The organism is Pseudomonas sp. B329 (assembly GCF_023127835.1).
GTDB lineage: Bacteria > Pseudomonadota > Gammaproteobacteria > Pseudomonadales > Pseudomonadaceae > Aquipseudomonas > Aquipseudomonas synxantha_A.
Genome location: NZ_SPKP01000058.1, coordinates 1 through 25,105, shown reverse-complemented (window position 1 = coordinate 25,105; position 25,105 = coordinate 1). Strand labels below are relative to the sequence as shown.

Here is a 25,105-nt window from a genome sequence, read left to right as displayed (position 1 = left end):
GCCGGGTGGTGCAAGTCCGGCGTTTACTGGGGGTTGCCTTGTGACCCGGAACAATGGCGATATAGACGTCTGAAAAAACAAAGGTCGTCACAATGTCGTTAGCCACATTGACCCACCGCGCCAGTTTACCTTGCCCACAAGTAAGCCCCGACCAGGCGGCCAGCCTACTCGAGCGGCATTATGGGATGAGCGGTGTGCTGCAAGCGTTGGGCAGTCAACAAGACCTCAACTACAAGATTGACAACGCCCAGGGCCGTTTTGTTCTCAAAATCTGTCGCGGTGACTACGCCGCCGTTGAACTCGAGGCCCAACACGCGGCCCTCAATAGTCTGCAAGCACATGTCCATCTGCGCGTGCCCAAGGTGATTCAAGCGTTGGATGGTAATGAGCTGCTGACGGTAGACGTGGACGGGCACACCCTGCACCTGCGGTTACTGGAGTACATCGACGGCCAGCCCCTTACGCATTTACCGCACCTGGGCCGCGATGTGATCGCAGGCTTCGGTGAACTGTGCGCACAGATGAGCCTCGCGCTGCAAGGTTTCGAGCATCCGGGCCTTGCGCGCACCCTGCAATGGGATCCGCGCCATGCGCAGGCGTTGATCACTCATCTGCTGGCAACCTTGCCTGACCTGCCGCAACGCGCCGTATTGGAGCGCGTAGCCACGCAGGTCGAGGCGTATGTCCAACCGTTGGCACCACGCCTGCCGTGGCAAGCGGTGCACCTGGACATCACCGATGACAATGTGGTGTGCCAGCGTGATGCCCAGCGGCGCTGGCGTATCCACGGCGTGATTGATTTCGGCGATTTGGTGCACACCTGGCGGATTGCTGACCTGTCGGTAACCTGCGCGTCCCTGTTGCACCACGCTCACGGTGACCCGTTTGCGATTCTGCCGGCAATCCAGGCCTGTCACGCGGTGATGCCGTTACAGCGCGAAGAGTTGGAGGTGTTGTGGCCGCTGATCGTCGCACGCGCGGCGGTGCTGGTGCTCAGCAGTGAACAGCAGCAACGCCTGGACCCGGATAACACGTATTTAAAGAAAAACGCTGAGCACGAGTGGGAAATTTTCCATGTTGCGACGGCGGTGCCGTTTGCGCTGATGCAAGCGGCGATTCTCACTGGCGTTGGCGAGACGTTGCCACCGGTTGCCAGCCATGACTTTGCACCCTTGTTGCCGGGCCTGGTGGGCCGCGAGTTCGCGCTGATCGACCTGGGCGTACTCAGCCCGCATTGGGAGGCCGGTAATTGGGAAACCCCGGGAATAGATCGGCGGTTGCTGGCTGAAGCAGCGGCAGTACATGGGCTGGCGGCCAGCCGGTATGGGCAATACCGCTTGTCGCGTACCTGTGCCGACAGCGCGGTAGAGCCGCAGACCTTGCCCCTCCATGTCGAACTGCACCTGCCCCACGGCAGCGTGCTGCAAGCCCCCTTTGCAGGCACGCTGCGTGAAGGCGCCGATGGTTTGCTGTGCTTGCACGACCCTAGGCTGAGCCTGCGTGTGTGGGGCTTAAAAACGTCACTCACGCCTGGAGCGTTGGTGGTGAAAGGGCAAGTAATGGGGGAGGTTCACGCGCCGTTGACTGTGCAGTTATGCAGCGCCGACCTTGAACCGCCACTGTTCTGCACGCCCTCCCGAGCCTCGGCCTGGCAGGCGTTGTGCCCGTCACCGGCGGCGCTGTTGGGGCTGGCCTGCGATGCCGAGCCGGAACTGGACCCGCAGGCTCTGCTGGCCCGGCGTGATGCCAGCTTCGCCCGCTCCCAGAAGCATTACTACGTGGACCCGCCACGTATCGAGCGGGGCTGGCGCAACCACCTGATCGACATGCAGGGCCGATCCTACCTGGACATGCTCAACAACGTAGCCGTGCTGGGCCATGGTCACCCGCGCATGGCCGCGGTGGCAGCGCGGCAGTGGTCGCTGCTCAACACCAACTCGCGGTTTCACTATGCTGCGATTGCCGAGTTTTCCGAACGGTTGCTGGCGCTGGCGCCCAAGGGCATGGACCGCGTGTTCCTGGTCAACAGCGGCACCGAAGCCAATGACCTGGCGATTCGCCTGGCCTGGGCCTACAGCGGTGGGCGCGACATGCTCAGCGTGCTGGAGGCGTACCACGGTTGGTCAGTGGCGGCAGACGCCGTGTCCACATCAATTGCCGATAACCCCCAGGCATTGAGCAGCCGCCCGGACTGGGTGCACCCGGTGACAGCACCCAATACCTACCGCGGCGAATTCCGCGGGCCGGACAGCGCACCGGACTACGTGCGAAGCGTAGAACACAACCTGGCGAAAATTGCCGCAAGCCAGCGCCAATTGGCCGGATTTATCTGTGAGCCGGTATACGGCAATGCCGGGGGCATCTCGCTGCCGCCGGGTTATTTACAGCAGGTGTATGGCTTGGTCCGTGCCCAGGGGGGCGTGTGCATCGCCGATGAGGTGCAGGTAGGTTACGGCCGCATGGGCCACTTCTTCTGGGGCTTTGAAGAGCAGGGCGTGGTGCCCGACATCATCACCATGGCCAAAGGCATGGGCAACGGCCAGCCTTTGGGGGCGGTGATCACCCGTCGAGAAATTGCCGAGGCGCTGGAGGCCGAAGGGTATTTCTTCTCGTCATCGGGGGGCAGCCCGGTCAGTTGTCAAATCGGCATGGCGGTGCTGGACGTGATGGAAGAAGAGAAACTCTGGGAAAACGCCCAGTTGGTTGGCGGGCATTTCAAGGCTCGGCTGCAAGCCCTGATCGACCGCCATCCGCTGGTCGGAGCGGTACACGGTTCGGGCTTCTATCTGGGCCTGGAACTGGTGCGTGACCGACACATCCTGGAACCAGCGACGCAAGAGACGGCGCTGTTATGTGATCGTCTTCGGGAATTGGGGATTTTCATGCAGCCTACGGGTGACTACCTGAATATTCTCAAGATCAAACCGCCGATGGTGACCACCCGGCAAAGCGTGGACTTCTTTGTCGACATGTTGTCGAAAGTACTGGATGAGCAGTTGTGATAGATCGATTGTTATCGGCTATTTTGTGTAATATTCGGGATCTATAATCGTTAAACGCTTCCAAAGCCGATTTTTATCCATATCAAGTCGGTCGTCACCCCATTCGGAGTTTTGAACGCCATGACCACCCTGCACAGTACACCTCGCGCCGATGGCTTCCATATGCCTGCCGAATGGGCGCCACAGACCCAAACCTGGATGATCTGGCCCGAGCGCCCCGACAACTGGCGTCTGGGCGGCAAGCCTGCGCAGGCCGCCCACGTGGCTGTGGCCAAGGCCATCGCCCGCTTTGAGCCCGTGACCGTTGCGGTTTCCGCCGGCCAGTACGAGAACGCCCGTGCGCGCCTGGATGTACCCAATATTCGCTTGGTGGAAATGTCTTCCGACGATGCCTGGGTCCGCGATACGGGCCCCACGTTCGTGATCAACGACAGCGGCGAAGTGCGGGGCGTGAATTGGGATTTTAATGCCTGGGGTGGTTTTGACGGCGGCCTGTATGCACCGTGGAACCGTGACTCCCAGGTAGGCGGCAAGATCCTCGAGATCGAGCGCGCGCCGCGCTATCGCACCCAAGGCTTCGTGCTTGAAGGGGGGTCGATCCATGTGGATGGCGAAGGCACCCTGATCACCACCGAAGAGTGCCTGTTGAACCGCAATCGCAACCCGCACCTGGATCGTGCGGCCATTGAAGCTGTACTGGCTGATCACCTCGCGGTGGATAAGATCATCTGGTTGCTGGATGGCCTGTTCAACGATGAAACCGATGGCCATGTGGATAACTTCTGCTGCTATGTGCGCCCGGGCGAAGTGTTGCTGGCCTGGACCGATGACCCGCAAGATCCGAACTACTCGCGCTGCCACGCAGCCATGGATGTGCTGCAAAACAGCACCGACGCCAAGGGGCGTGCGTTCATCGTGCATAAAATGCCGATCCCGGGACCGCTGTATGCCACCGAGGAAGAATGCGCCGGTGTCGACCCGGTGGACGGCAGCCAGGAACGTAACCCGAGCGTGCGGTTGGCCGGGTCCTACGTCAACTTCCTGATCGTCAACGGCGGCATCATCGCGCCGAGTTTCGATGACCCGCTGGACCACCAGGCCAAACAAATCCTGCAGAGCCTGTTCCCGCAGCACGAAGTGGTGATGGTGCCGGGCCGCGAACTGTTACTGGGGGGAGGCAATATTCATTGCCTGACCCAACAGCAGCCCGCACCGCACAGAAATTGAGTGCAGTTGTAACGGTGCTTTGAGGGCGCGTGTGCGCTGCGCAACCGCAGTGTTCCAGCCAAGCCCGCGACCCAGCCAGGTCGCGGGCTTTTTTGTATCTGAATGCCAAGGCGAACGGCACATTGGCATAGCTCTTGTATCGCTGTCGGCACAGTGAATCTGTGCGATGACTGCGCAGTTCTGTCACAAACCTTGAGTAAGTTAGCCGCTCACGCAGCAGGAGAGAGCGCTGAAATGAATGCCGATATCGACCTGATGAACACGCGCACGTTTCACCCCTTGCGAGTCAACGGCGATGCGATCCATGCGTTGGCGCTGTGGTTGAAGGCAAACGGCTCGCGCCAGGTCAGGCAGGTGCCTGACTTGCGCAGCGTGATGAGAGAACGCTACCCGGTGGGGTTGTTCACGGAGGATGAAGTGCAGGCGTTATGCGAGTTGATGAGTAAGTGAAGGCACACTGCAGTCAGTGTGCCAGATGAAATATTAGAAACTGTAGGTACCGGTGACCACCAGGCTACGCGGCTCCCCTGGTTGAATCTGCGCCGCACTGGTCGCCGAGGCGTAGTAATTTTTGTCGGCAATATTGTTCAGCGCCGCTCTCACGTCCCACTCTTTCTGACGGAACCCGGCCAGCGCGTCCCAGCGCCCGTATCCCGGCAGTACCACGGTGTTGAGGCTGTCGGCGTAGCGATCACCCACCAGGGTCAAACCGGTTTCGGCGTACCAGCCCATTTCCGGTTTCCAGGTGATGAACACGCTGGCATTGCGCTTGGCCACGTCGCTGATACGTTTGCCTTCAAAGCCGTTGTTGTCCTTCTCCACCTTGGCGTCCTGCAGGCCTACACCGCCGCGTACGTACCAGTTGTCGATGATCTTGCCGGTGGCCGTCAGCTCCACGCCGCGTGAGCGTTGCTCGCCGGTGAGCAGGGTGATGGTGCGGTCCAGCGGGTCGCTGGTGCGGCGGTTGTAGAGTTCCAGCTCGTACACGGCGAGCGTGGTGCTCAGGCGGTCGTCGAACCAGTCGCTCTTCACGCCGATTTCCTTCTGCTTGGTCAGCTCCGGGCTAAGGTCGTTGACGTTCCCGGCGGCGTTCGGCGTGATACCGATCAGGCCGCCGCCCGCTGGCGAGAAGGTCTTGCTCCACGAGGCATAGAACGAATGATGCTCCAGCGGCGTCCACACCAGGCCGACGCGCGGGCTGGTGCTGTGGCTCTTCACGTTCTCCTGGGTGTTGAGCACCTTGCTGGTGGTGTCCACTTCAAAGCGGTCGTAACGCAGCCCGCCCAAAAGTTGCCACTGGTCGTTCAGGCGCAGTTGATCCTGCACGTACAGCGCGCTGCTTTCGACTTCAGTGTGGTTGTAACTCGACAGTCGCATGCTCCCGGTGTGACTCAGGCGGCGATTGGGTTGGTTGAGGTCCAGGCTGGGGACCGTCCTGGCATCCCGAGCCGAGTACAGCTTCGGGTCGCGCCGCTGGCTGCCCAGCTCGATGCCGGTGAGCAGGCGATGCTCCAGGCCAAATGTGTCGAAACCACCCTCCAGCTCAAGGTTGTTGAACACATTGCGGGTGGTCAGGTCCTGCTGCCAGTGTTGGCGGCTGACGCTGTTGGTTTTCGCGTCGTAGCCGGTCTGGTAGGTGTTGTCGAAATCGCTGTCGAGCTTGAACACACCGAGGGTGTGGCGCAGTTGCCAGTTGGCGTTGAGCTCGTAGGCGAGCTTGGAGCGCAGTGACTGGGATTTATCGTCGATGTAGTCGCCGTGATCGAAATAAGTGGTGCTGCGGCTCACATCCGCCGGGCGCCCGTTGACCCCGGGAATGCCACGGTCCGGCGTGCGGTTGTAGCGGCTGTATTCGTATTGCACCAGCCAGTTCAGGTCGGGCGTGAGCTGCCAGCTCATCGACGGCGCAAACAACTGGCGGTTGCCGCTGACGCCATCGCGAAAGCTGTTGTTGTCCTGGTTGCCCATGTTCAGACGCAGGCTGATGGTGTCGCTCGGGTCGGCGCTCAGGTCGGCATACAGGCTGCGCAAATCGTTGCTGCCACCTTGGGCTTCGATACTCGACTTATGACCCGGCGTGGGCAATTTGCTTACGCGGTTGACGATCCCACCCTGGCCACCTCGCCCGTACAGCACGGCGGCCGGGCCCTTGAGCACTTCGATACGCTCGATGTTGTGCAGGTCGCGCACGTACTGGCTGTCGTCGCGAATGCCGTCCAGATAGAAGTCATTGCTGGCGTCGAAACCGCGTATGCGCAGGCTGTCGAAGCGTGTGTCGGCGCCGCTGCTGACGTTGGGAATACCGCTTAACGCCTGGCCCAGGTCGTTGGTGCCGTAGGACCGCAGATTGTCGGTTTTTACCGAGTCGATCGCCTGGGGCACATAGCGTACGGAGGTCGCGGTGCGCGTGGCGGTGTTGGTCTCTTTGACCCGTGGGTCGTCTTCATCCGCTTCGGCATTGATCGAGGTCTCGGGCAATACCGTAGTCGCGCAGGCAAAACCGGCAGACAGCAGCATGGAGAGCCCAAGGGCGATGGGCGTCAGGCAAGGGGTGGGCATGGGGGTGTATCCAACAAGTTGGGCAGGAAATTTGCACGAATGGTAATGCTTTGCATTTGCGCGTGTTATCTATTCCCTGTCATGTCGCTGGCAGATTTGTTACTTGATGTGTTATTTACCGGTGCCGTAGGTCATTCAATCGTTTTCAGCGTAGTGCTTTAGCTCGCCCCTTAGACGAATATCGCCTAAATACAGACGATTCACGAAATTGACACATAGTTCAACGCCCGCATAGGATTGCGCCCAACGCCTGTGGCTCACCGCCATGACTTACTCCAATAAAAAAAGGCCCGCGGCAGTTCAGTCGTCCGCGGGCTTTCTTTTTGCGGCAAAGGTCGACACCAGAAATAGCAACATGGAGCCTGGTGTCACAGCGCGTACTCAACCCGTAATAAGGAATATAAGAATATGTTGAAGCAACGGATGAGTCTGATCGCTCTGGGGATTTTGAGCGCATCGACAGCAATGGCAAACGACCAGGAGCAATCCAAGGGGTTTGTTGAAGATAGCCACCTGAACATCGCCGCACGTAACGCCTACATCAGCCGTGACTACAAAAACGGCAAGCAGGACAAAGCTGAATGGGGCCAAGGCTTCATCGGCAAGTTCGAGTCCGGCTTCACCCAAGGCACCGTGGGTGTGGGTGTGGACGTGATTGGCCAATACGCTATCCGCCTGGACGGTGGTAAAGGCCGCAGCGGCGCTGGCGGTATCGACTTCTTCAAGCAAGGTGACAGCGGTGAAGCCGCCAACGACCTGGCCAAAGGCGGCGCGGCCGTGAAGGCGCGTATCTCCAACACCGTGATCAAATACGGCCAGCAAATGCCGGCCGTACCGGTCCTGCAGTACGATAACTCGCGCTTGCTGTCGGAAACCTATGAGGGCACCTCGATTGTTTCCAAAGAGATCGCCGGCCTGCAACTGGACGCCGGTCACTTCACCAAGGAAGCTCGCAAGAGCGCCGAGGGCAGCGACAGCGGCCGCTTGAAGAGCATCAACTACATCGGCGGTAGCTACAAATTCACCGAAAGCCTGTCGGCTGCCCTGTATGCCTCCGACATGCAAGACGTGCTGAAAAAGCAATACGTCAACGTCAACTACGTGCTGGCCCTGCCAGAGAAGCAATCGCTGACGTTTGACTTCAACGGCTACAAAACCAAGCTTGATCGCAGTTTCGCCCTGGAAAACCAAGGTGATGCGGACGCGCGCGACAACAAGATCTGGAGCCTGGGCGCGACCTGGGCCGTTGGAGCGCACAGCTTCACCATCGCTCACCAGCGCAGCACCGGCGACACTGGCTACCTGTACGGCGGCTACCGCAACGCTGGCGGCATCGGCGACGGCGGCAATACCATCTTGCTGGCCAACTCCTACTGGTCCGACTTCAACGGCAAGGACGAGCGTTCCTGGCAAGCAGGTTACGGCATCGATTTCGCCACCTTCGGCGTACCGGGCCTGACCTACAACATTGCCTACGTGCGTGGCACCAACATCGACGACGGCACAGGCCGTGGCGATGGCACCGAGCGTGAAATCTGGAACCAGTTCAAGTACGTCGTACAGAGCGGCCCAGCCAAAGACCTGAGCCTGCGTGCTCGCGCCTCGTGGCTGCGCGTTTCCAACAACGCCAGCAACTACAACGTAGGCGGTAACGAAATCCGTCTGTTCGCCGACTACCCGATCAACGTTTTCTAATTGATCGAGCGTCGTGCCTGATGCCAGGCAATAAAAAACCCCGACTGGTTCGGGGTTTTTTTATGCCAGGTGCGAATGTTGCCGCCTAGGCCTTGGCCGGTGCGAGCTTCTTGCAGTTTTCCTTGCGTGTCGGGTACTGCTCGCACTTGCGCAACACCGTTTGCACCTGCTGCGCATTCTGCAGCTGCTGGTTGGCCAGCAGCTTTTCGGTGATGAACAGCTCCTCCGAGCCCAGATTACGTTCGGCCTTGTCGATCATCGCCAGTGCCGCTTGCCCATCACCCCGCTTGAGGTGGTAGCTGATCATCAAGTCATAGGTAGAAGGGCCAGCCAGGGACCAGTCCTTGATCGCCTGCAACTCTTTCAGCGCTTCGCTGTTTTTGCCCTGGGCCAGGCGCACGGTATAGGCGGTGCGCCGAATGCTCGGCTGGTCCTTGACCGGTGATGCCAGGGCCTTGCGGATAAACCCTTCAGCATCCGGCACTTTGTTTTTCTCCAGGGCATCGATGGCGAAGTACGCGTCTTTATAACCCTGTAAGGCCTTCGCCACTTGCGGCGTAGTCTTCATCTTCGACCAGCTTTGTGGGTTGACCCGAGCGCGGCGTTCCTGGCGATATTCGCGTTGCAAGTACTGGCGCAGCTCGGTGTCACGGTCCATCGCCGACATGTGCGAGCGGTTGAAGTATTGCGTGGTTGCGTTGATGCCGGTGGTCAAGCCGTCCTTGACCAGCACGTCCAGCTCTTTGGTGAACTGGTTGAGATTGAACTGCTGCAGCGAATCCTGCATGGCATTCTTGCGCGCCGTGAGGAAGCCCGTGAGCAAGGGTTTCTGCTTGCCCTGGAAGTCGTTGAGGCGCTCCAGGCTATGGGTGGCGGCACGCGGGGCGTAACCGGCGCGGATCATCAAGTCGGTGCCCAGCAGGTCGGCCTGGTCTTCCTGGCTGCGGCCCCAGGCGGTGCTCCATACCTGATCGGAAAAGGTATTGGCCAGTGCGGTGTACAGTACGGTGTTACCGATGGTCTTTTGCGTGCCGGCCGGGTCTTTACTGAACAGTTTCATCGTCCCGGAGCTGCGGTCGACGCCCGTATCGGCAGCCATGGTGGCCAAGGCGACCGTGGAGGCGACAGTGGTGAACATGTCTTTCTGCTGCTGGAAGGCGGCCATGCGGTCATGGTGATGCAGCAACACATGGCTCATTTCATGGCCCAGCATCGCCGCGATTTCGTCTTCGCTGGCGACGTTGTCCAGCATACCCAGCGGCACGAACAGGTTGCCGTAAGGGTCTGCCGATGGCCCGAAACCATAACTGTCGGTGATCTTCACCTGCAGCGGCGGCAACTCCCCCGGCCAGCCCTTGGACAAGCGCGTGACAATGCCCTGCAAGTAGGCTTGCAGCATCGGGATATCCACCAGGTTCTGCTGACGCGCCTCGGCAGCCGGCACCGCCCGCCCGTCGTAGCTCAGGCGCTGTTGGCTCTGGCGCTGTGGGTCGAGCTTGTAGTACTGGCGTACGTCAGTGTTGTCCACGTAGTGGCCCTGGACCCGGGATTGGGTCGAAGGCCCCACCAGGTTCAGGAACGCCTGGTCCGCGCCCTTCAAGGTGGCGCAACCGCTGAGCACCGAACTGGCCAATAGGCTGGCCGCGACTAGATATCCCTTCACCGCACCGCTCCTTTTATTGATTGCAACCGGCACCAAAACCAATGGTGGAGTTATTGCGGCTGTCTTTGGCCTGGCTTTTGGTCAGGCCCTGGCAGGGCAGGTCGACGACGTTCAGCGGCGGCTCGATGCGCAGGTCCATGGTGTCCAGCCAGACCTTCTGGCCCGCCAGCTCGACCTGCACCAGGTCCAGCGCCTGGTTGTACTGCAACACCGGTACGGGCTGGGTGGGCGCATCCTTTTTCGCCAACTCACGTTGTTGCTTGCCTTGCTCGTCCAGTACGGTCACCGGGTCGGCCAGGAACGCTTTGATACTGTGAGTTTCCGCCCAGGCACCCTGGGTGAAGAGGGCAGTGAGCAAAACGATGAGACTTCTGTTCATCCTTGAATTCCTTGAGTCAAATGACAAAACGGCACACTCAGCGGTCGCGGTCGAAGAAGGCTTCGATCCGCTCGCTGAACAACACCAACGACAGCAAAATAATACCCAGCACGTTGACCGGGGTGATGTCATTGAGGCTCAGCAACACACTGACCGCCGCCAACATCGACATCACCAACAGCCACGACGGGCACGGCGAGGTAAAAAACCGGATTTCCTGGCGCCGCCACCGGCTCCAGGTGCGCTGGCCCGCAAGGCGACGTGCGTGCAGCGCCTTGAGCACGGCAATCAACGCCAACAGCCCGAGCTCGAGCAGGTCCAGCCAATTGAAGGGCAAGCGGGGAAAGTCGGCCGGTTCATGGTCGTAGTCCATGCCAGAATTGATCAGGTTATCCAGGGCCATGGCGTGCAAGTACACGCCGGGGAGTTGGCCATGTACCGGCGACTCAACCAGATCCCCCGTGGACGCGATATTGGCGCCCACCAGCACCAGGCGATCGCGCAGCAACTCTGCAATCAATGCCTGATCGTCGGGGTCGCTGACCTCCAGGTCACTGGCCGACAATGTCAGCGTATAAGGGCACCGTGCCTGGGCCGAGTCATCAAGCTTCCAGAACACGGCCTGAAAGAACTGCGCCACCCCATCCAGCAAAAAATGCCGCGCGGGCGCGCAGTGGCTGATATCGGCAACCCGCGCCTGTTCCGCCGCCAGCTTCAGCCCCCATTGCACAGCGATGGGCTGGCGCTGCGCAGCGGTTTGCGCATCCACCGGCGGCTGTTTGCAATGTTGCGTGGCACAAAACTCGCGGTACAGCGCCATCGCTGGGGTTTCCAAAAGCCCCGCCTGTGTGTGCATGGCCAGCGGGTACTTGTCGTCCACCCCTTCCCATACCACCAGGGCTGGCCGGCTCACCTGCATGAACGGCGCCAGCGTATTGGCCTGGCCCGCCTCCGCACGCGTCAACCCGGTATTGGCCAACCACAGCGGGATGCCCTGGCGTTGATAACGCTCAAACACATTCGCCAGCAACTGACTGCCCCGCGCCGGGTCGCCCAACGAGTGGTCATGGCTGTACAGCAAATCCACAAACACCGCCCGAGGCTTGTACGCCAGCAAACGCTTGAACAACTTGCTCTGCTCGCCATAGGGCATGGGCCATGAGCTGTCATTGCGCATCAGGTAGGCATCATCAATCAACACCACCGCCACCCGCTGCTGCCCAAGGCTCGGGTAGTGGCTGGCGAACATACGATTGAGCCACTGCGCCGACGCCTTGTCGCTGGAACTGGCCAGGCCGAAAGGATCAAGAATCGCCAACAACACGATGATGACCGCCAGCCAATAGCGGCGGTATTTGAACAGCGGGGGGGTCGACAACATCCATGTCTCGATAAAAGCGCAAGCAAGGCGGGGTTTTTAAAGGAGTGGGGAGGGGGTGTCAATCGAATAAGTGGCTAAGTGCCATATTGCCTTTGGCTCGTCTTTCGCAAAAAGCCCCGACCTATTCAGGCCAGGGCTTTCCTCTGTGGGAGCCGGGCTTGCCCGCGATGACGTCAGCCCGCGAACCACACGACTTCTTTATTGCTCAACATTCCCTGGCGACTCCAACACCTTCACCACATCATCAATCACCGCCTTGCTCATCTCCTGCAAAAAATGCGACGCCCAGGCATAACGGTCCGTGTCCTGCGTCATCGCCGCATCTTCTGCGAGCAGCTTGGCGAGGTGGAGCAGGTCAGAAACGTGATGCAAGGCTTCATGCAGGGAAACACCGCTGTTGACGCGGAACAGAGGTTGGTCGGAGTGAAAGGAAAAGGGGGTGACGCCGAGGGTGGTTAACGCGGACGGATTTGGAGCGGTCATTGGTAGAACTCCCGTATCGAGTGAGAGCTACCACGTTCGTTCTCAGGCGAATGGGTGGCAGCTATGCGCAGGCTGAGAAACCGGAGATACAGGAACCCGGCAGACCCGAAGGTCTCCCACGCACAGCCGCCATTGCACGAATTGTGAGGCGAAAAAAAACGCCTGCAAATCGGGTTTTTGGTGCGCTTGGTGCGCCTGCATCTTGCCGGGTTCTCAGGCCCGGTCGCTGAATTGGCAGCGACAGGAGGGAGGGTAGCGTGGTGGGGCGTGGGGAGCAATCGGGAAAATGGATCTGTAGTGTTTGTAGTCAAATTTGGGCAGTGGGCAGTGGGCAGTGGGCACTGTTAGCTGATGCGATTATCTGTTTTATGGATTCGCCATAATTATTGGCCAGCCATAATTTCATATAAAGGGGTATGGCTCGAAAGCGCATCTCGAACTGGACTTAGCTGCGCTGGTCAAGATCAGCCAGCACGCCGGCCTGCGCTTTCGCGCCCCGGATCGGCCTTAAGCTGGCGTCAAGGCGCCTTTTTTCTACAGTCTGGATGTTGGCTACCAAGCCATGGACAGCTTGGCCCCGGTTTTCATCATTCCCGGCTTCATCTGGCAGCAGCGGGGTGACGGGGAAGTGTTCGTGGGCAGTTGGGCCGACAGCTTCTTTGGCGTTCGCTTGCCGCTATAAGTGCCGGTGGAGCTGTTCGATGACTACGATAGTCATCAAAGCGCGATGATTGCGGCCCTTCCCGGATTGCGACCAGGTGCAACAATCAACCACGGCGAGCGCATCACCAGTGTGGCGCTCATCGACAACCAGATGACCCTCCGATGGACGACGCAATCCGCCGCAGCGTAGAACGACAATTTCCCGAACTCACCGGCGGTTACCACCTGCCACGCTTTGCGCGGGTTGTCGCCGTGGCCGACGCCCCGGCCAGCGCCGGGATCTGTGACGACTTCCGCCCACGCTACGCGGTCTACATCGAGGTCATGGGGCCGGACGGCGAGCCAGACACGAAACTGCCGATCCTGGCCAGTGTGCCGTTGCCTCTGCCCACTGGTGGCGAGGAAATGGGCATCTATGCCTTTCCCGAGGAAGGCACGCAGGTGGTGGTGCGCTTTGCCTATGGCCTGCCGCACAGGCCTTATATCCAAACCATCTTGCCCCACGGCCTGAGCATGCCCAGCGTTCCAAAGGGCGACCAGGTTTGGCAGCACAGCGAAGCCTGCCAGCAGCGTGTCGATGTCGATGTCGATGGCAACTGGCTGCGCCAGACAGATGGCAAGATCCGGGAAAAGGCGATCGAGCGGGAAGTTGAGGCAATGGGGAATAAGGAGGCGTTCCAGAATCACACTAGAACGGTGGACGACCATTCAACTGAGACGGTGGGGAGGATCAAAACGATCGAGGCGTTGGGCGCGCTCAAGCTGCTGTCGGGCGGATCCGCGAGCCTGGCGGCAGTGAATGATCTGCAACAGGCAACCGGGCGCGACTTGAACCTGGTAGTGGGGCAAAAGCATAACGCCACGGTGGGTGGCGATATGCAGGAAAGGATAGAGGGGCTGCGGAAGAGTGTGGCTGCCGTCAGCCAGCGACTGGTCGCGCCCAAGACCTGGTTGGGATCCGAGGGGGTGAACGTGCTGCAGGTGCTGTGCGATTTGCTCGACCTGGTTCAGCAGATGAATTCTCAACTGGCGGGCCATACCCACGGGCCGACGCCAGTACCAAGCAATGCTGCAGTATTTACTGCCAACTCGTCTGATGCTAAAAAATGTTAGAGCAGATGGTGACTGTCGCACTTTAGGTCAAACTTCTATTCACCCTTGGGCAGAACTTTTGACATTGTTTTGATTGTTTGCTCAAGGGGGAATAGGCCGCCGGCCACCATAACTTATGGCCGGCCGCTTACTTATCTCGGCCGGCAGAATACCGTTCGTCGGATGATCGGTAGGACTTTAAGACCTAATGTCGATTATCTCAAAAAAGAGTCAAGTAACTCCCTGGACGTCTAAACCCGCGAAAATGCTAGTGCTAAGCTCCGGCCGGCCACAAATCGGTACTGGCCGGCCGATAAAGACGACAAAGCCCACACTGGGTGGGCTTTGGGTAGAAGCTTTCGAGTAGGTCCCCTTCGGGAAAAACCGTGATAGCATCTGGTTAACCACTTACAGCAATACACTTTTGAATCCGCAATTCGAAGCGTATTGCTCTGTGACTTGCTCGTCAAGCCCGAATATTTTTCTAAGACATCGTTAGTTATGATTTTACTTAGCTTATGTAAAGTCGTAATTAATGAACATTGATAAGTATCTGCCTTCGGAAACTAGCGTAGTGGGTTACTAAGTAGGTGGCTACTCCGCAAACTTTCTAGTAGGTAGCGGGGCCTACCAGAGCAAAGGGCAATACGTTTATGAAAAAAGTAATTGACAAGCTTTTCCCCGAAGAATTGATTCGGTTGCTGCAAACGGCTTATTGGGTCGTTCGTTTGCTTCGAATCATCCAACAAACCTAACTGCAATCAGCTGGGGCCATCTGGCCCCAGCTTTCTCTTTGTTACCTGAGCTCCCATCGATAGGATTGCCCTGGCATCAAGTTCAAACGATTTCCCATACCCATTTGATTAATGCAACACTCGGAATGGCAGCGAATGCGCCCATCAGGACAAGCTCCCAGGGAGTCAGAAGGTGCTGAAAGGTATTGAGATATCCACGCCGATTTCTGATGTCCGTAAAATGCCACCATCGCATGCGGCAAGTGTCGAGGTAGCTTGGTAGCTCCAAACGACTCTCCACTCTGTTAAATGTCAGAAAGGGTGGGATTAGCGAGGCTAGCCAGTCATTTGTCAGTTGGTCAGTGTTGTAGGTAAATGCATACAACAGGGGTTCCTTTCTATCTTGCTCTTCATTTCTGAGTGTTGGATGCTCAAAAAAAACCTGGATCGTGCCATCAGAAGGGGAATGGTGGAGGATCAGCTCTGAACCTCGCTCAAGGTCAAGCTGCTTAGTTTCTCTCTCTGCCGTGCGAGTGATCAAGCCCTCTCCCGTGTACTGCGTGGCGAATCGCATATGCACCGAAGATGATCCTATGATGAATTCTCCTAATGTCTCTGTCGGATCAGACCACGCGGGGCCTGTCACGGTTAAACGGACGCCATCTTTTGCAGCCTCCATTGCAAACGCACTAAACACCTCCACTGCCCGCTGCGCGTGGATAGGCCAATTTCGGACCATTCGATCTTTTCTGAAATCGTTGGATTTCCTTCGTCGTGCCTCTTTTTGCCACATCCTTTTTAGATTCATATTTCTGCTCACCTGTCCCCATCCTGAGTCGATCCTATAACGTCAGCTATGGGCGCGAAACGAATCATTTGGCCAGACCACTTTTGCTATTCGTAAATGCGGCGCCGGTTGTGTGAAGGCGGGGCCGAGAAGAAAAAACTGATAAAAAAGCACTTATCCCCCTCCCGCCGACGGGGTTTGCGTCCCTTTTTTGTGCGAACCAGGCTGTAGTGCAAACGAACCGGCAGGCCATGCGGACGGGGGCGTTAGGCGGGCGATAGGCCGTTTCACAGATTGCAAGGTTTTGAAGCGAAATGCAGTTCAGTTGCACACGAGAACATGCCGCGTAAGCTTACATGCAAATCGCTCGGCCCCTGTATTTACGGGCTGAAAAATGAAAAAACGTTCGATTGCGGCGGTTTTTCAGAAAGGGCTTAGTATTTCAATCGCTTGAACAGAGCGTTCTCAATCCTTTAAGTCAGGCTATGTTTTGGCGGGGGGAGAGAGGTGGGATAGTGATCCACTTCGGGCTACGCTGGAGGGATCGGTTAGATGCCGAAGATTTGCCGAGGAAATCCAGCTCCTGCTGGAAAACCCATAGCTTGGTACGTGCATCCTGGTATCGCGGGCTTGGTATCTACCAGGTCCGCGACATCATGAATCCAGCGAGAATTGGGATTCACCCGCAGAAGTAGGAACCACAGCACAGCAATCATTCCGTACAGACGCTCGCTGGCTGAGGGGGACAGGTTGAGTCCTTGGAAATAAGGCTCAGCATTCAGTGAGTCTATCGGGTTAGCCGATTTCTGATTCCAAATTCGAGTATGGTGCGCGCAGCGATTCCGCAATGTATTGATCTCACGAAGCCAGCCGGTGAAAATCTTTGCGTCAGACAAATTCAAGCGTGCCAGGATCCAGCCCTTAGGTTTGCGCTTCAATATCTGAAAGTGTGTCGAGAGGGTGCCAAAGTCCCACGCCTCCACCGCCACCCAATATGGGATCGCCCGTTGGGACACGCGATGCCATTCGATGCAATCCTCGGTGCTTTTAGCGAGCTTAGCTTGTTGCCGCGACAGCCATTCCGCCCACTTGCTAACTTGATAACCTTGCTTTACGGTCAAGAATTTCGGGTCGATGAACGTTGCTTTGGTGTACGCCATGGGGTCGGTCTTGCCCAGCTCATGGGCAAGCACTGTCTTGAGGTGAACCTCAATTGTCTCTATGGCGTCGAGCATCAGAAGGCGTAGAGATTTGTCGAACTTGTAGAGGGCTACGGCATCATCGAGAGTGGTGCCATGCTGGAATGTATCTTGGCGTTTTGGCTTGCCAGAAAATTGGCAAAGCACCTTGTGGCCGGCTGCGTTCCGAACGAAGGTCCGGGCTGGATACCAGAAGCCACTAAGGCGGTAGTATCCGAACTGAGCGAGTTGTGCCTCGGCATCATGGACGCTGAGAATACGCATACCTCGCCCCTGCAGAAGCGTGACCAAAGCCGAGTAATCGAGATGTTGCTTGGCGGGTGCTAGAGCCAACTTCCATGTCCCAGAAACAAGAAGGCCTGAACGTAATGTTGGTCAAGCCAACACCAGAGATTCAGGCGCTATTGAGATCATATTGCCTCCAGTTGACGCGCGTGTCAACCAGACGGGGAAACCATCCCAGGCCTCAGGCCCAATGACCTATATGGAAATGGTGACGCTGTGCGCTGTGTTATCTGTGCTGCATTGATCGATATGAAGCTGTGGAGTTTCAAACTATTGCAGCGGCGTCGCGTACATGAGGAAGGGCGCCGAGGCGTTCCAGGCGGGCGAATTCCGCTTCTACCAACGGGACCAGTAACTGTTTCAATGAGCCATAAAGTGTGTCGGCCTGATGCTGAGTCAGTCGTTTTACCGTGCCGGTGACGCCGCTAGCGCAGCATACGCAATCGGGATCAATCCCGAGGATGTCCAGCGCACCATCTATATAGCCTCGCAGGTAGTCAGCGCGGTTGAACAGAATCAGGCTGGCCGGTCCTTCCTGGTAATCCCAATGGACCTCCCACAGGGCGTCTTTCTTGATGACTTCAATTTTTGGAATGGGAGCGACGGAGCTGGGCTTTGTCATGGTGTTCTCCGGATTAAAGTCACGAGGCGAGAGCAGTCTGGTGGGGCGTGCCTGAACGGCTGCTGAAAACTTTTTCCAGGTACACTCCCTCCTGACACGTAAGTGGCGTCAGCGGGTCTAGAAATGCCTGAAAAGCCCCGGATTCATTGGGGTGCGTCACTTACAGTCACGTCGTCAAAAAGTGTAAGCCAGGAAAGTAAATCAAAAAAAACCTTTAAAAACAGTAGGTTGAGGTCGCCCTCACTTACAGTCGCGTACTGTTCGGCGCCGACACTGATCTGACAGTCTACTTACGGTTTGGAAATGCTTCTAAGCTATTGAAATATAAGGGATAGAGATGGATAAAAAATCTCACTTACACTTCTTACGCACTTTTGATGGGTGCACCGGAAAAAAATTCCCGTGTGTCGTAGGGGGTGACGCTTGATGCGTGGACACACTTCGGCGGCGTTCAACTTGGCGGGGTATTGGCCAACCAGGACTGCCTCATCTCACCCGTTCACGCTCGTACCAGCACCCTGAAATACCCGTCCAGAAGCGCTTGTTACGTGCGTTGTTACGTATGAGGAAAAAACAAAGGGCCTGCATCGCTGCAAGCCCTTGTTTTGTATGGTGCCGGCACCAGGAGTCGAACCCGGGACCTACTGATTACAAGTCAGTTGCTCTACCAACTGAGCTATACCGGCGTGTTAGGGCGACGATTATAGCGATTGGAAAGGTTCTGTAAACCCCTGAATTCTGACTATTTTTGCAAAAACCAAGGTTTCTTGCGATTAGCGTGTTTTCCACACGGCGTGGCAGCGTAAAAAGCCGTCACTTCGGCGTCAGGCCAGGTACCCCGCGTACCTGAGCGATCCGGCGCCCAACGAGGTTCTCCGCCCGCTGAAACCGCCAAAAACCACCCTGCAAAGTCCGCTTTATACGTTTAACGTCTGATGCTTATGCACAATCGGTTGGTAACAGCTGTCACGAAACAGCCATTTTGTGCAGCCGTTCTCAACACGCTGCAACTGCCTGTTTTGTGTGCGTTTTATTTTGTGAACAAAAAATGACCAGCCTCGCTTTTGGCGTTCAATGCCGATTGCTACAGCCTCTGCAAAGATTCCATCAACAGAGTTATCCACAGGGCGCGTGCAGGAAATTTTGCACCTTATTCGCGCTGGGCCAGCACCATCAGGTTGCGTGGGGTGAGCGTTGGTTCGCAGAAGGTGCCGACCTCGACGTTGTAGCCCTTTTCGCTCAAAAAAAGTGCGCGGTCCAGCACCAGCCACATTTCCAGTGGGCGTCGAAACAAACCCCTTACCAACTCCAGGTTTCGCACTTCGGCCAGGCGCTGCCAGCCGTGGGCTTCGAGCGCCGGCCAGTCTTGTTCACCTGTGGATAAATTCTTGAGGTTTGCCAGCTCGCGGCAGTAGTCGGCGAAGGATTTATCCAGCCAACTGGTGGGCAGGGAGGGCGTCGGCAGGTAGTCGTCGCAGCCGCGCAGTTGCCGCTGTAGTCGATCAAAGCCCAGGCGCCGCGCCATGGAGGTGTCTCGTTGCTGGCGCACGCGGTTGCCGGCGGTGACGGTTTCGCTCAGGGGTAATCCCAGATCGTCGATCGACAGGGTTAGCAGGGATGCGCGCCCGGCGCCGGACAGTGCCTGGTAGCGCTCGGCATTGATGCGGTTGTAGCAGCAGGGCGCCAGCGCCAATTGTTTGCAGCCAGCGGCGCTGGCCAGTTGCAGCAGGCGCACGTGCAGGTCGCCGCAGGCGTGCAGGGCCACAGGTGTGTGTTCGGGGTCGATCGCTACATCGGCCATCACGTCTTGCAGGCAATGGGCAGCGGGCAAGCCGTGGTGATCGCTCAGGGCTTGGCCGGACGCAATCAGGGCCGGGTCATATTCCAGGCAAGTCAATCGTTGGCCGGGTTGCAGCAGGCGGCGGCCAAGATGGCCTTTGCCGGCGCACCAGTCCAGCCAGTGGGCAGGCGTCTGGGCAAAAGTCAGTGCGGCGCCGAAGGCTTCGATCTGTTGCCACTTGCGCCCGGGCACGTCCACATTCAAACGGTGGCGAGCGGGGTCCAGTGAGTGGGCGGGTAACTTATCCACAGCACTCAGGCGCAGTGCTTGAGCGGCCAGCTGTGGAAACGGTGCAGGCGCAGGCAGGTCGTGGGGGTGGTTGTGACTGGCTTCAGCTTCGGCCAACGAACGCCGACGCAGCCACTGGGATAACTCGGGATGCTCGGTTTCCCAGGGCAGCTGCAACTGAGTAAAGGGCCGTGGTCGCCACAGCCCTTGGTACTCGATCAGGAATGCATCCAGTGCCTGGAAGCGTGCCTCAACGTCCTTGGCACGCATCGACGCGCAGCCACTTTTCCAGCAGTTTGAAACCGCGCACCAGCACGTAAGCCATCAGCAGGTAGAACAAGCCCGCGGCGAAGAAAATCTCTACCGGCAGGTAAGTGCGGGCAATGATGGTGCGCGCCATGCCGGTCAGTTCCAGCAGGGTCACGGTACTCGCCAGGGCGCTGGCCTTGAGCATCAGGATCACTTCGTTGCTGTAGGCCGGCAGGCCGATGCGCGAGGCGCGGGGCAGGATGATGTAGAACAGCGTTTTCGGTTTGGACATGCCCAATGCCCGCGCTGCTTCGATCTCGCCCGGCGGAATGGCCTGGATCGCACCGCGCAGGATCTCGGCGATATAGGCGGCGGTGTGCAAGGTCATGGTGGCCGTGGCGCACCAGAACGGATCGCGCAGGTACGGCCACATGAAGCTGTTGCGCACGGCATCGAACTGCGCCAGGCCGTAATACACCAGGAACAACTGCACCAGCAGCGGCGTGCCACGGAAGAAGAAGATGTAGCCATAAGGCAGGGCGCTCACGTACCAGCGGCGCGAGGAGCGCGCGATACCCAGTGGAATCGCCAGCAGCAGGCCGGCGATCACGGCGATTGCCACCAGCTCCAGGGTCAGGGTGGCGCCCTGGGCCAACTTCGGCAGCCACTTGATGATCACGGCCCAGTTCAGGCCCAGGTCAAAGTGCGATAGCCAACTGTAGTCGCCGCTCATTGGGTGCTCCTTGCAAAGCCGCGGGCGGCGCGTTTTTCCAGGAAGTGCATGCTGGTCATCGCCAGTACGGTCAGGCCCAGGTACATGAACGCCGCGACCATGAAGAAGGTGAATGGCTGTTTGGTCACTGTCACGCCGATCTGCGCGTGGCGCATGATTTCTTCAAGGCCGATCACCGACACCAGTGCGGTGTCTTTCATCAGGATCATGAACAGGTTGCCCAGGCCCGGCAGGGCGATACGCCACATCTGCGGCATGATCAACCGGGTGAAAATCCGAAATTTCGACAGCCCCAATGCCACACCGGCTTCGCGGTGGCCCTTGGGAATGGCGAGGATCGCGCCGCGAAACACTTCGGTGGCGTAGGCGCCGAAGCACAGGCCCAGGGCGATGACGCCGGCGGCGAAGGCACTCAGCGACAGGTCGGGGTTGCCAAAAAACTCACCCAGGGCGCGCATCAGGTTGACGGTGCCGAAGTAAATCAGCAGCACCCACAGTAATTCGGGAATACCGCGAACGATGGTCGAATACGCACCGCCCAGCCATTGCAGCGGCTTGTACGGCGAAGTCTTGGCCAAGGCGCCGGCAAGGCCGAGCACCAGCCCCAGGCACAGGGCCGTGAGCGCCAGTTTGACGGTCATCAGCGCGCCGGCGGCGAGGGCCGGGCCGAATCCGTAGAGATCGAAATTCATGGTGTTTTCATATCGCGGCAGGCATTGCTAAAAGCCGACGCGCTCCCAGGAGCGCGCCGGGCAGGTCGTTCAGATCATTCGATGCTGAACGGGAAGTACTTGTCGTTGATCTTTTTGTAGGTGCCGTCTGCCTTGATCTCTGCCAGGGCTTTGTTCAGGCGCTCGCGCAATGGGTCGCCTTTGCGCACGGCGATACCGATCTTGTCGCTTTCTACCACCGGGTCGCCTTTGAATTCATAGGCCGAACCGTCTTTGCTCTTGAGCCATTCGTACTGCACGTATTTGTCAGCCAGGATGCCGTCGAGGCGACCGGAGGTCAGGTCGAGGTAGGCGTTTTCCTGGGTGTCGTAGAGCTTGGCTTCGGTGTCCGGCAGCTTGTCTTCCAGGTAGGTACCGGCCAGCGTTGCGCGCTGTGCACCGATCACCTTGCCTTTCAGGTAAGCGGCGTCGGTCTTGAAGTCGGCCGTGGCTTTGGGCGCAATGAACTGCAGCTTGTTCGAGTAGTACGGGTCGGTGAAGTCAACCGCTTGCTTGCGCTCATCGGTGATCGACAGCGAAGACACCAGGAAGTCGAACTTCTTGGCGTTCAAGGCCGGGATGATGCCGTCCCAGTCGGACACATACACTTCGCACTTCTCGACTTTCATCTTGGCGCACAGGGCGTCGCCGATGTCCTTGTCGAAGCCCACTACGTTGCCGCTGGCGTCTTTATTGTTGAAGGGCGGGTAAGCCGCTTCGATCCCCATTTTCAAGGTTTCTGCCATGGCCGTGGCGCTGAACGCCATCGAGACGGCCGCGGCCAGAAGGAATTTCTTATAGGTCTGCATGCATGTTGCTCCGTTAGCGGTTGCTGGACATGAATTGTTTGCAGCGCGCCGAAAGCGGGTTTTCAAACACCTGCTGTGGCGATCCTTGCTCTTCGACCAGGCCCTGGTGCAAAAACACCACTTCGCTGGATACCTGGCGGGCGAAGCCCATTTCGTGGGTGACCAGCAGCATGGTGCGGCCTTCTTCGGCCAGTGCGCGGATCACATTAAGTACTTCCTGAACCATTTCCGGGTCAAGCGCCGACGTGGGTTCATCGAACAGGATGACCTTGGGTTGCATCGCCAGGGTGCGCGCAATCGCCGCCCGTTGTTGCTGGCCGCCGGAGAGTTGTGCAGGGTAGGCGTGACGCTTGTCGGCAATACCGACCTTGGCCAGCAAGGCCTCGGCCACTTCTATTGCTTCAGCCTTGCTTTGGCCGAGCACGCGACGAGGGGCCTCAATGATGTTGTCGAGGATGCTCATGTGCGGCCACAGGTTAAAGTTTTGAAACACAAAACCAATTTCGCTGCGCAGGCGGTTGATCTGCTTGCCGTCGGCGGCCATCAGCTCGCCGTTTTTTGCGGCCTTGAGCTTGAGCTCTTCGCCGGCCACCAGGATCTGGCCCTGATGCGGGTTTTCCAGCAGGTTGATGCAACGCAGGAAGGTGGACTTGCCGGAACCGGAGGAACCCAGGATCGAGATCACATCGCCGTCGCGAGCGGTCAGCGAGATACCCTTGAGTACCTCAAGCTCACCATAGCGTTTGTGCAAGTTGCGGATTTCAAGCGCGGGCGTGGCCTGGGCCATGTGCGGTCCTCATTGTGTTCGTTGCGATCTTCGCTGTTGGGCCGCCTTCCTGGCGAGGCGCCAAGCTAGCATAGCGTTTGGATGACAGCCAACAGCGCTGCGGACGGTTAACTGGTGGTCTGCGGCAGTGTGTCGCATCGGCGCAGTAGCGTGTCGCGCCATCAACAACCTACAGACGTTTGAACCGGAAAGATCCACAGGCTTCGCGTAAAAAAGGGCGCGATGGTGCCAGCTTTGGCCGGGTGTTGGAAGGGTTAACCGGGCAAACGGTCCATATCAGCCCTTTTATGGGGCGTCACGTACTTTTTGTGTGTGTTTTTGGTGCGCCTGATTGGCTTGAAGGTGAGTCGCACGGTAACGCTATAGCGGAATGCCATGATTCTCAAAGACTTGCGAGCGCTGATGAATTGTCCTACAGCCCGCGTCAATGGCGGCTCTGTTACATTTTGGCGCAAATCTTGCGTAAAAAATAAAGAACGCCCTGTTGGATTCTTTTCACGAGAAAGGCTGCAGGCCGGGCGAACCCGTTTTCGCAATTCCTCGCAAAGGTGTGTCAATGAGTAGTACTCAAAGCTCCAATGACCTCGAACAGGGGCTCAAGCCGCGGCATGTCACCATGCTGTCGATTGCCGGCGTAATCGGCGCAGGTTTGTTTGTCGGCTCTGGCCATGCGATTGCTGCCGCCGGCCCCGCCGTGCTGCTGGCCTACGCGGCCGCCGGTACGTTGGTGGTGCTGGTGATGCGGATGCTGGCCGAGATGGCTGTTGCGTCACCCGATACCGGTTCGTTCTCTACCTATGCCGACCGCGCAATTGGTCACTGGGCTGGGTTTACCATTGGTTGGTTGTACTGGTGGTTCTGGGTGCTGGTGATTCCGTTGGAAGCCAACGCGGCGGCGACTATCCTGCACGCCTGGTTCCCCGACGTGGCGATTTGGGTGTTTACCCTGGTCATTACGTTGTTGCTGACTGCAACCAACCTGTTCAGCGTGAAGAACTACGGTGAGTTCGAGTTCTGGTTTGCGTTGATCAAAGTCGTGGCCATCGTCGGCTTTGTAATCCTCGGCCTGGCCGCGATTTTCGGCTTTTTGCCCACCAGCCAGGTCAGCGGTGTTTCGCACCTGTTCGATACCCAGGGCTTTATGCCTAATGGGATGGGCGCGGTTCTGGCAGCGATCCTGACCACCATGTTCTCGTTCATGGGCACTGAGATCGTGACCATCGCTGCAGCGGAATCCAAGAACCCCGGCCAGCAAATCACCAAGGCCACCAACTCGGTCATCTGGCGGATTGGTTTGTTCTACCTGCTGTCGATCTTCATTGTCGTGTCGCTGGTGCCTTGGAACGATCCGACCCTGGCCGCCGTAGGTTCCTACCAGACGGTACTTGAGCGCATGGGCATCCCGAATGCCAAACTGATCGTCGACCTGGTGGTACTGGTGGCTGTTACCAGTTGCCTCAACTCGGCGCTCTACACCGCCTCGCGTATGTTGTTCTCCCTCGGGCGTCGCGGTGATGCACCAGCGGTGGCCAAGCGCACCAACAAAAGTGGTACACCTTATTGGGCGGTGTTGCTGTCCACCGGCGCGGCGTTCCTCGCGGTATTTGCCAACTACGTGGCCCCGGCGGCCGTGTTCGAATTCCTGCTGGCCAGCTCCGGCGCCATTGCGTTGCTGGTGTACCTGGTGATTGCCGTGTCGCAACTGCGCATGCGTCAAAAGCGTGCGGCGGCGGGCGAGCAGATCGTGTTCAAGATGTGGCTGTTTCCTGGCCTGACGTACGCCGTGATGGTGTTTATCGTCGGTACGTTGACCATCATGCTGTTCCAGGAAGCGCACCGGGTCGAGATCATCGCGACGGGAGTGTTGAGCTTGCTGGTGGTGCTGGCTGGGTTGTTCGTGGCGAGCCGCCGCAAGGCCCAGAAGGTAGGCGCAGCAGTGCTCAACTGACGGAATGTGGTGCAAATGTGGGAGGGGGCT

At 58.2% G+C, this 25,105-nt stretch carries 19 protein-coding genes, 1 tRNA gene and 1 pseudogene; 7 read left to right on the top strand and 14 right to left on the bottom strand.

The genetic code is table 11. From position 1 onward, the window contains the following. Positions 1-92 precede the first annotated feature (92 nt). The 3 genes from E4P00_RS25165 to E4P00_RS25155 all read left to right on the top strand — a co-directional run bounded on the left by E4P00_RS25165 (position 93) and on the right by E4P00_RS25155 (position 4,679). Complete coding sequence (locus tag E4P00_RS25165) at positions 93-3,002, top strand: aminotransferase (RefSeq protein WP_248133272.1); 2,910 nt, start codon at positions 93-95, stop codon at positions 3,000-3,002. Between the two features lie 120 nt (positions 3,003-3,122). Next, positions 3,123-4,229, top strand: coding sequence for an agmatine deiminase (gene aguA, locus E4P00_RS25160; protein ID WP_248133271.1), 1,107 nt, complete (start codon positions 3,123-3,125; stop codon positions 4,227-4,229). Between the two features lie 234 nt (positions 4,230-4,463). Continuing rightward, positions 4,464-4,679 carry a hypothetical protein gene (locus E4P00_RS25155; protein ID WP_078820050.1) on the top strand — a complete coding sequence of 72 codons (216 nt, stop codon included), beginning with the start codon at positions 4,464-4,466 and terminating at the stop codon, positions 4,677-4,679. A 33-nt stretch (positions 4,680-4,712) separates the two neighbouring features. Here the strand turns inward: E4P00_RS25155 and E4P00_RS25150 are convergent, their stop codons facing one another. Then, on the bottom strand, positions 4,713-6,788 hold the full coding sequence (locus tag E4P00_RS25150) for a TonB-dependent siderophore receptor (protein WP_194439843.1): 2,076 nt from the start codon (positions 6,786-6,788) through the stop codon (positions 4,713-4,715). Between the two features lie 408 nt (positions 6,789-7,196). On the opposite strand from E4P00_RS25150, the gene E4P00_RS25145 reads away from it, so the two are divergent. Continuing rightward, entirely contained in the window at positions 7,197-8,483 is a 1,287-nt protein-coding gene (locus E4P00_RS25145) for an OprD family porin (RefSeq protein ID WP_148853114.1), read from the top strand. Positions 8,484-8,568: 85 nt separating this feature from the next. Here the strand turns inward: E4P00_RS25145 and E4P00_RS25140 are convergent, their stop codons facing one another. The 4 genes from E4P00_RS25140 to E4P00_RS25125 form a co-directional block, all read right to left on the bottom strand. After that, positions 8,569-10,146, bottom strand: coding sequence for a M48 family metallopeptidase (locus E4P00_RS25140; protein ID WP_248133270.1), 1,578 nt, complete (start codon positions 10,144-10,146; stop codon positions 8,569-8,571). A 13-nt stretch (positions 10,147-10,159) separates the two neighbouring features. Next, positions 10,160-10,525, bottom strand: a complete 366-nt coding sequence (locus tag E4P00_RS25135; protein ID WP_032878382.1) for a hypothetical protein — start codon at positions 10,523-10,525, stop codon at positions 10,160-10,162. 37 nt (positions 10,526-10,562) lie between these two features. Beyond that, positions 10,563-11,906 carry a CHASE2 domain-containing protein gene (locus E4P00_RS25130; protein ID WP_248133269.1) on the bottom strand — a complete coding sequence of 448 codons (1,344 nt, stop codon included), beginning with the start codon at positions 11,904-11,906 and terminating at the stop codon, positions 10,563-10,565. Positions 11,907-12,104: 198 nt separating this feature from the next. Further along, complete coding sequence (locus E4P00_RS25125) at positions 12,105-12,389, bottom strand: DUF3077 domain-containing protein (protein ID WP_078820054.1); 285 nt, start codon at positions 12,387-12,389, stop codon at positions 12,105-12,107. A gap of 478 nt (positions 12,390-12,867) precedes the next feature. Between E4P00_RS25125 and E4P00_RS25120 the strand changes: the two are divergent. Beyond that, a pseudogene (locus E4P00_RS25120) lies at positions 12,868-13,242 on the top strand (hypothetical protein); the annotation flags it as partial. Beyond that, positions 13,215-14,165 carry a phage baseplate assembly protein V gene (locus tag E4P00_RS25115; RefSeq protein ID WP_248133268.1) on the top strand — a complete coding sequence of 317 codons (951 nt, stop codon included), beginning with the start codon at positions 13,215-13,217 and terminating at the stop codon, positions 14,163-14,165. The pseudogene E4P00_RS25120 and the gene E4P00_RS25115, both read left to right, overlap by 28 nt. Positions 14,166-14,981: 816 nt before the next feature. Here E4P00_RS25115 and E4P00_RS25110 read toward each other — a convergent pair. From E4P00_RS25110 to E4P00_RS25070, 9 genes are all read right to left on the bottom strand, one after another. Next, on the bottom strand, positions 14,982-15,698 hold the full coding sequence (locus tag E4P00_RS25110; RefSeq protein WP_248133267.1) for a hypothetical protein: 717 nt from the start codon (positions 15,696-15,698) through the stop codon (positions 14,982-14,984). 515 nt (positions 15,699-16,213) lie between these two features. Then, on the bottom strand, positions 16,214-17,128 hold the full coding sequence (locus E4P00_RS25105; protein ID WP_248133266.1) for an Abi family protein: 915 nt from the start codon (positions 17,126-17,128) through the stop codon (positions 16,214-16,216). A 286-nt stretch (positions 17,129-17,414) separates the two neighbouring features. After that, positions 17,415-17,771 (bottom strand): hypothetical protein, encoded by a 357-nt coding sequence (locus E4P00_RS25100; protein WP_248133265.1) that lies wholly within the window; start codon positions 17,769-17,771, stop codon positions 17,415-17,417. 610 nt (positions 17,772-18,381) lie between these two features. Next, positions 18,382-18,457: transfer RNA gene (locus tag E4P00_RS25095), tRNA-Thr, on the bottom strand. A 464-nt stretch (positions 18,458-18,921) separates the two neighbouring features. Continuing rightward, positions 18,922-20,109 (bottom strand): methyltransferase, encoded by a 1,188-nt coding sequence (locus tag E4P00_RS25090; protein WP_248133264.1) that lies wholly within the window; start codon positions 20,107-20,109, stop codon positions 18,922-18,924. After that, complete coding sequence (locus E4P00_RS25085; protein WP_032803763.1) at positions 20,090-20,779, bottom strand: ABC transporter permease; 690 nt, start codon at positions 20,777-20,779, stop codon at positions 20,090-20,092. The genes E4P00_RS25090 and E4P00_RS25085 overlap by 20 nt, the downstream gene beginning before the upstream one ends. A gap of 38 nt (positions 20,780-20,817) precedes the next feature. Then, positions 20,818-21,513 (bottom strand): ABC transporter permease, encoded by a 696-nt coding sequence (locus tag E4P00_RS25080; RefSeq protein ID WP_005783890.1) that lies wholly within the window; start codon positions 21,511-21,513, stop codon positions 20,818-20,820. 74 nt (positions 21,514-21,587) lie between these two features. Next, the gene (locus tag E4P00_RS25075; RefSeq protein ID WP_005783892.1) at positions 21,588-22,340 is read right to left on the bottom strand and encodes an ABC transporter substrate-binding protein; all 753 of its coding nucleotides are present in this window, start codon (positions 22,338-22,340) and stop codon (positions 21,588-21,590) included. Positions 22,341-22,353: 13 nt separating this feature from the next. After that, the gene (locus E4P00_RS25070) at positions 22,354-23,127 is read right to left on the bottom strand and encodes an ABC transporter ATP-binding protein (protein ID WP_003187760.1); all 774 of its coding nucleotides are present in this window, start codon (positions 23,125-23,127) and stop codon (positions 22,354-22,356) included. Between the two features lie 556 nt (positions 23,128-23,683). Here E4P00_RS25070 and gabP point away from each other — a divergent pair. Next, complete coding sequence (gene gabP, locus E4P00_RS25065; protein ID WP_078820059.1) at positions 23,684-25,075, top strand: GABA permease; 1,392 nt, start codon at positions 23,684-23,686, stop codon at positions 25,073-25,075. Positions 25,076-25,105 lie beyond the last annotated feature (30 nt).

Excerpts from the sequence above, each read along its gene's own strand:
- E4P00_RS25165 (WP_248133272.1), top strand. The coding sequence starts at position 93 with ATGTCGTTAGCCACATTGACCCACCGCGCCAGTTTACCTTGCCCACAA.
- aguA (WP_248133271.1), top strand. The coding sequence starts at position 3,123 with ATGACCACCCTGCACAGTACACCTCGCGCCGATGGCTTCCATATGCCT.
- E4P00_RS25155 (WP_078820050.1), top strand. The coding sequence starts at position 4,464 with ATGAATGCCGATATCGACCTGATGAACACGCGCACGTTTCACCCCTTG.
- E4P00_RS25150 (WP_194439843.1), bottom strand. The coding sequence starts at position 6,788 with ATGCCCACCCCTTGCCTGACGCCCATCGCCCTTGGGCTCTCCATGCTG.
- E4P00_RS25145 (WP_148853114.1), top strand. The coding sequence starts at position 7,197 with ATGTTGAAGCAACGGATGAGTCTGATCGCTCTGGGGATTTTGAGCGCA.
- E4P00_RS25135 (WP_032878382.1), bottom strand. The coding sequence starts at position 10,525 with ATGAACAGAAGTCTCATCGTTTTGCTCACTGCCCTCTTCACCCAGGGT.
- E4P00_RS25130 (WP_248133269.1), bottom strand. The coding sequence starts at position 11,906 with ATGTTGTCGACCCCCCCGCTGTTCAAATACCGCCGCTATTGGCTGGCG.
- E4P00_RS25125 (WP_078820054.1), bottom strand. The coding sequence starts at position 12,389 with ATGACCGCTCCAAATCCGTCCGCGTTAACCACCCTCGGCGTCACCCCC.
- E4P00_RS25115 (WP_248133268.1), top strand. The coding sequence starts at position 13,215 with ATGGACGACGCAATCCGCCGCAGCGTAGAACGACAATTTCCCGAACTC.
- E4P00_RS25105 (WP_248133266.1), bottom strand. The coding sequence starts at position 17,128 with ATGCGTATTCTCAGCGTCCATGATGCCGAGGCACAACTCGCTCAGTTC.
- E4P00_RS25100 (WP_248133265.1), bottom strand. The coding sequence starts at position 17,771 with ATGACAAAGCCCAGCTCCGTCGCTCCCATTCCAAAAATTGAAGTCATC.
- E4P00_RS25090 (WP_248133264.1), bottom strand. The coding sequence starts at position 20,109 with ATGCGTGCCAAGGACGTTGAGGCACGCTTCCAGGCACTGGATGCATTC.
- E4P00_RS25080 (WP_005783890.1), bottom strand. The coding sequence starts at position 21,513 with ATGAATTTCGATCTCTACGGATTCGGCCCGGCCCTCGCCGCCGGCGCG.
- E4P00_RS25075 (WP_005783892.1), bottom strand. The coding sequence starts at position 22,340 with ATGCAGACCTATAAGAAATTCCTTCTGGCCGCGGCCGTCTCGATGGCG.
- E4P00_RS25070 (WP_003187760.1), bottom strand. The coding sequence starts at position 23,127 with ATGGCCCAGGCCACGCCCGCGCTTGAAATCCGCAACTTGCACAAACGC.
- gabP (WP_078820059.1), top strand. The coding sequence starts at position 23,684 with ATGAGTAGTACTCAAAGCTCCAATGACCTCGAACAGGGGCTCAAGCCG.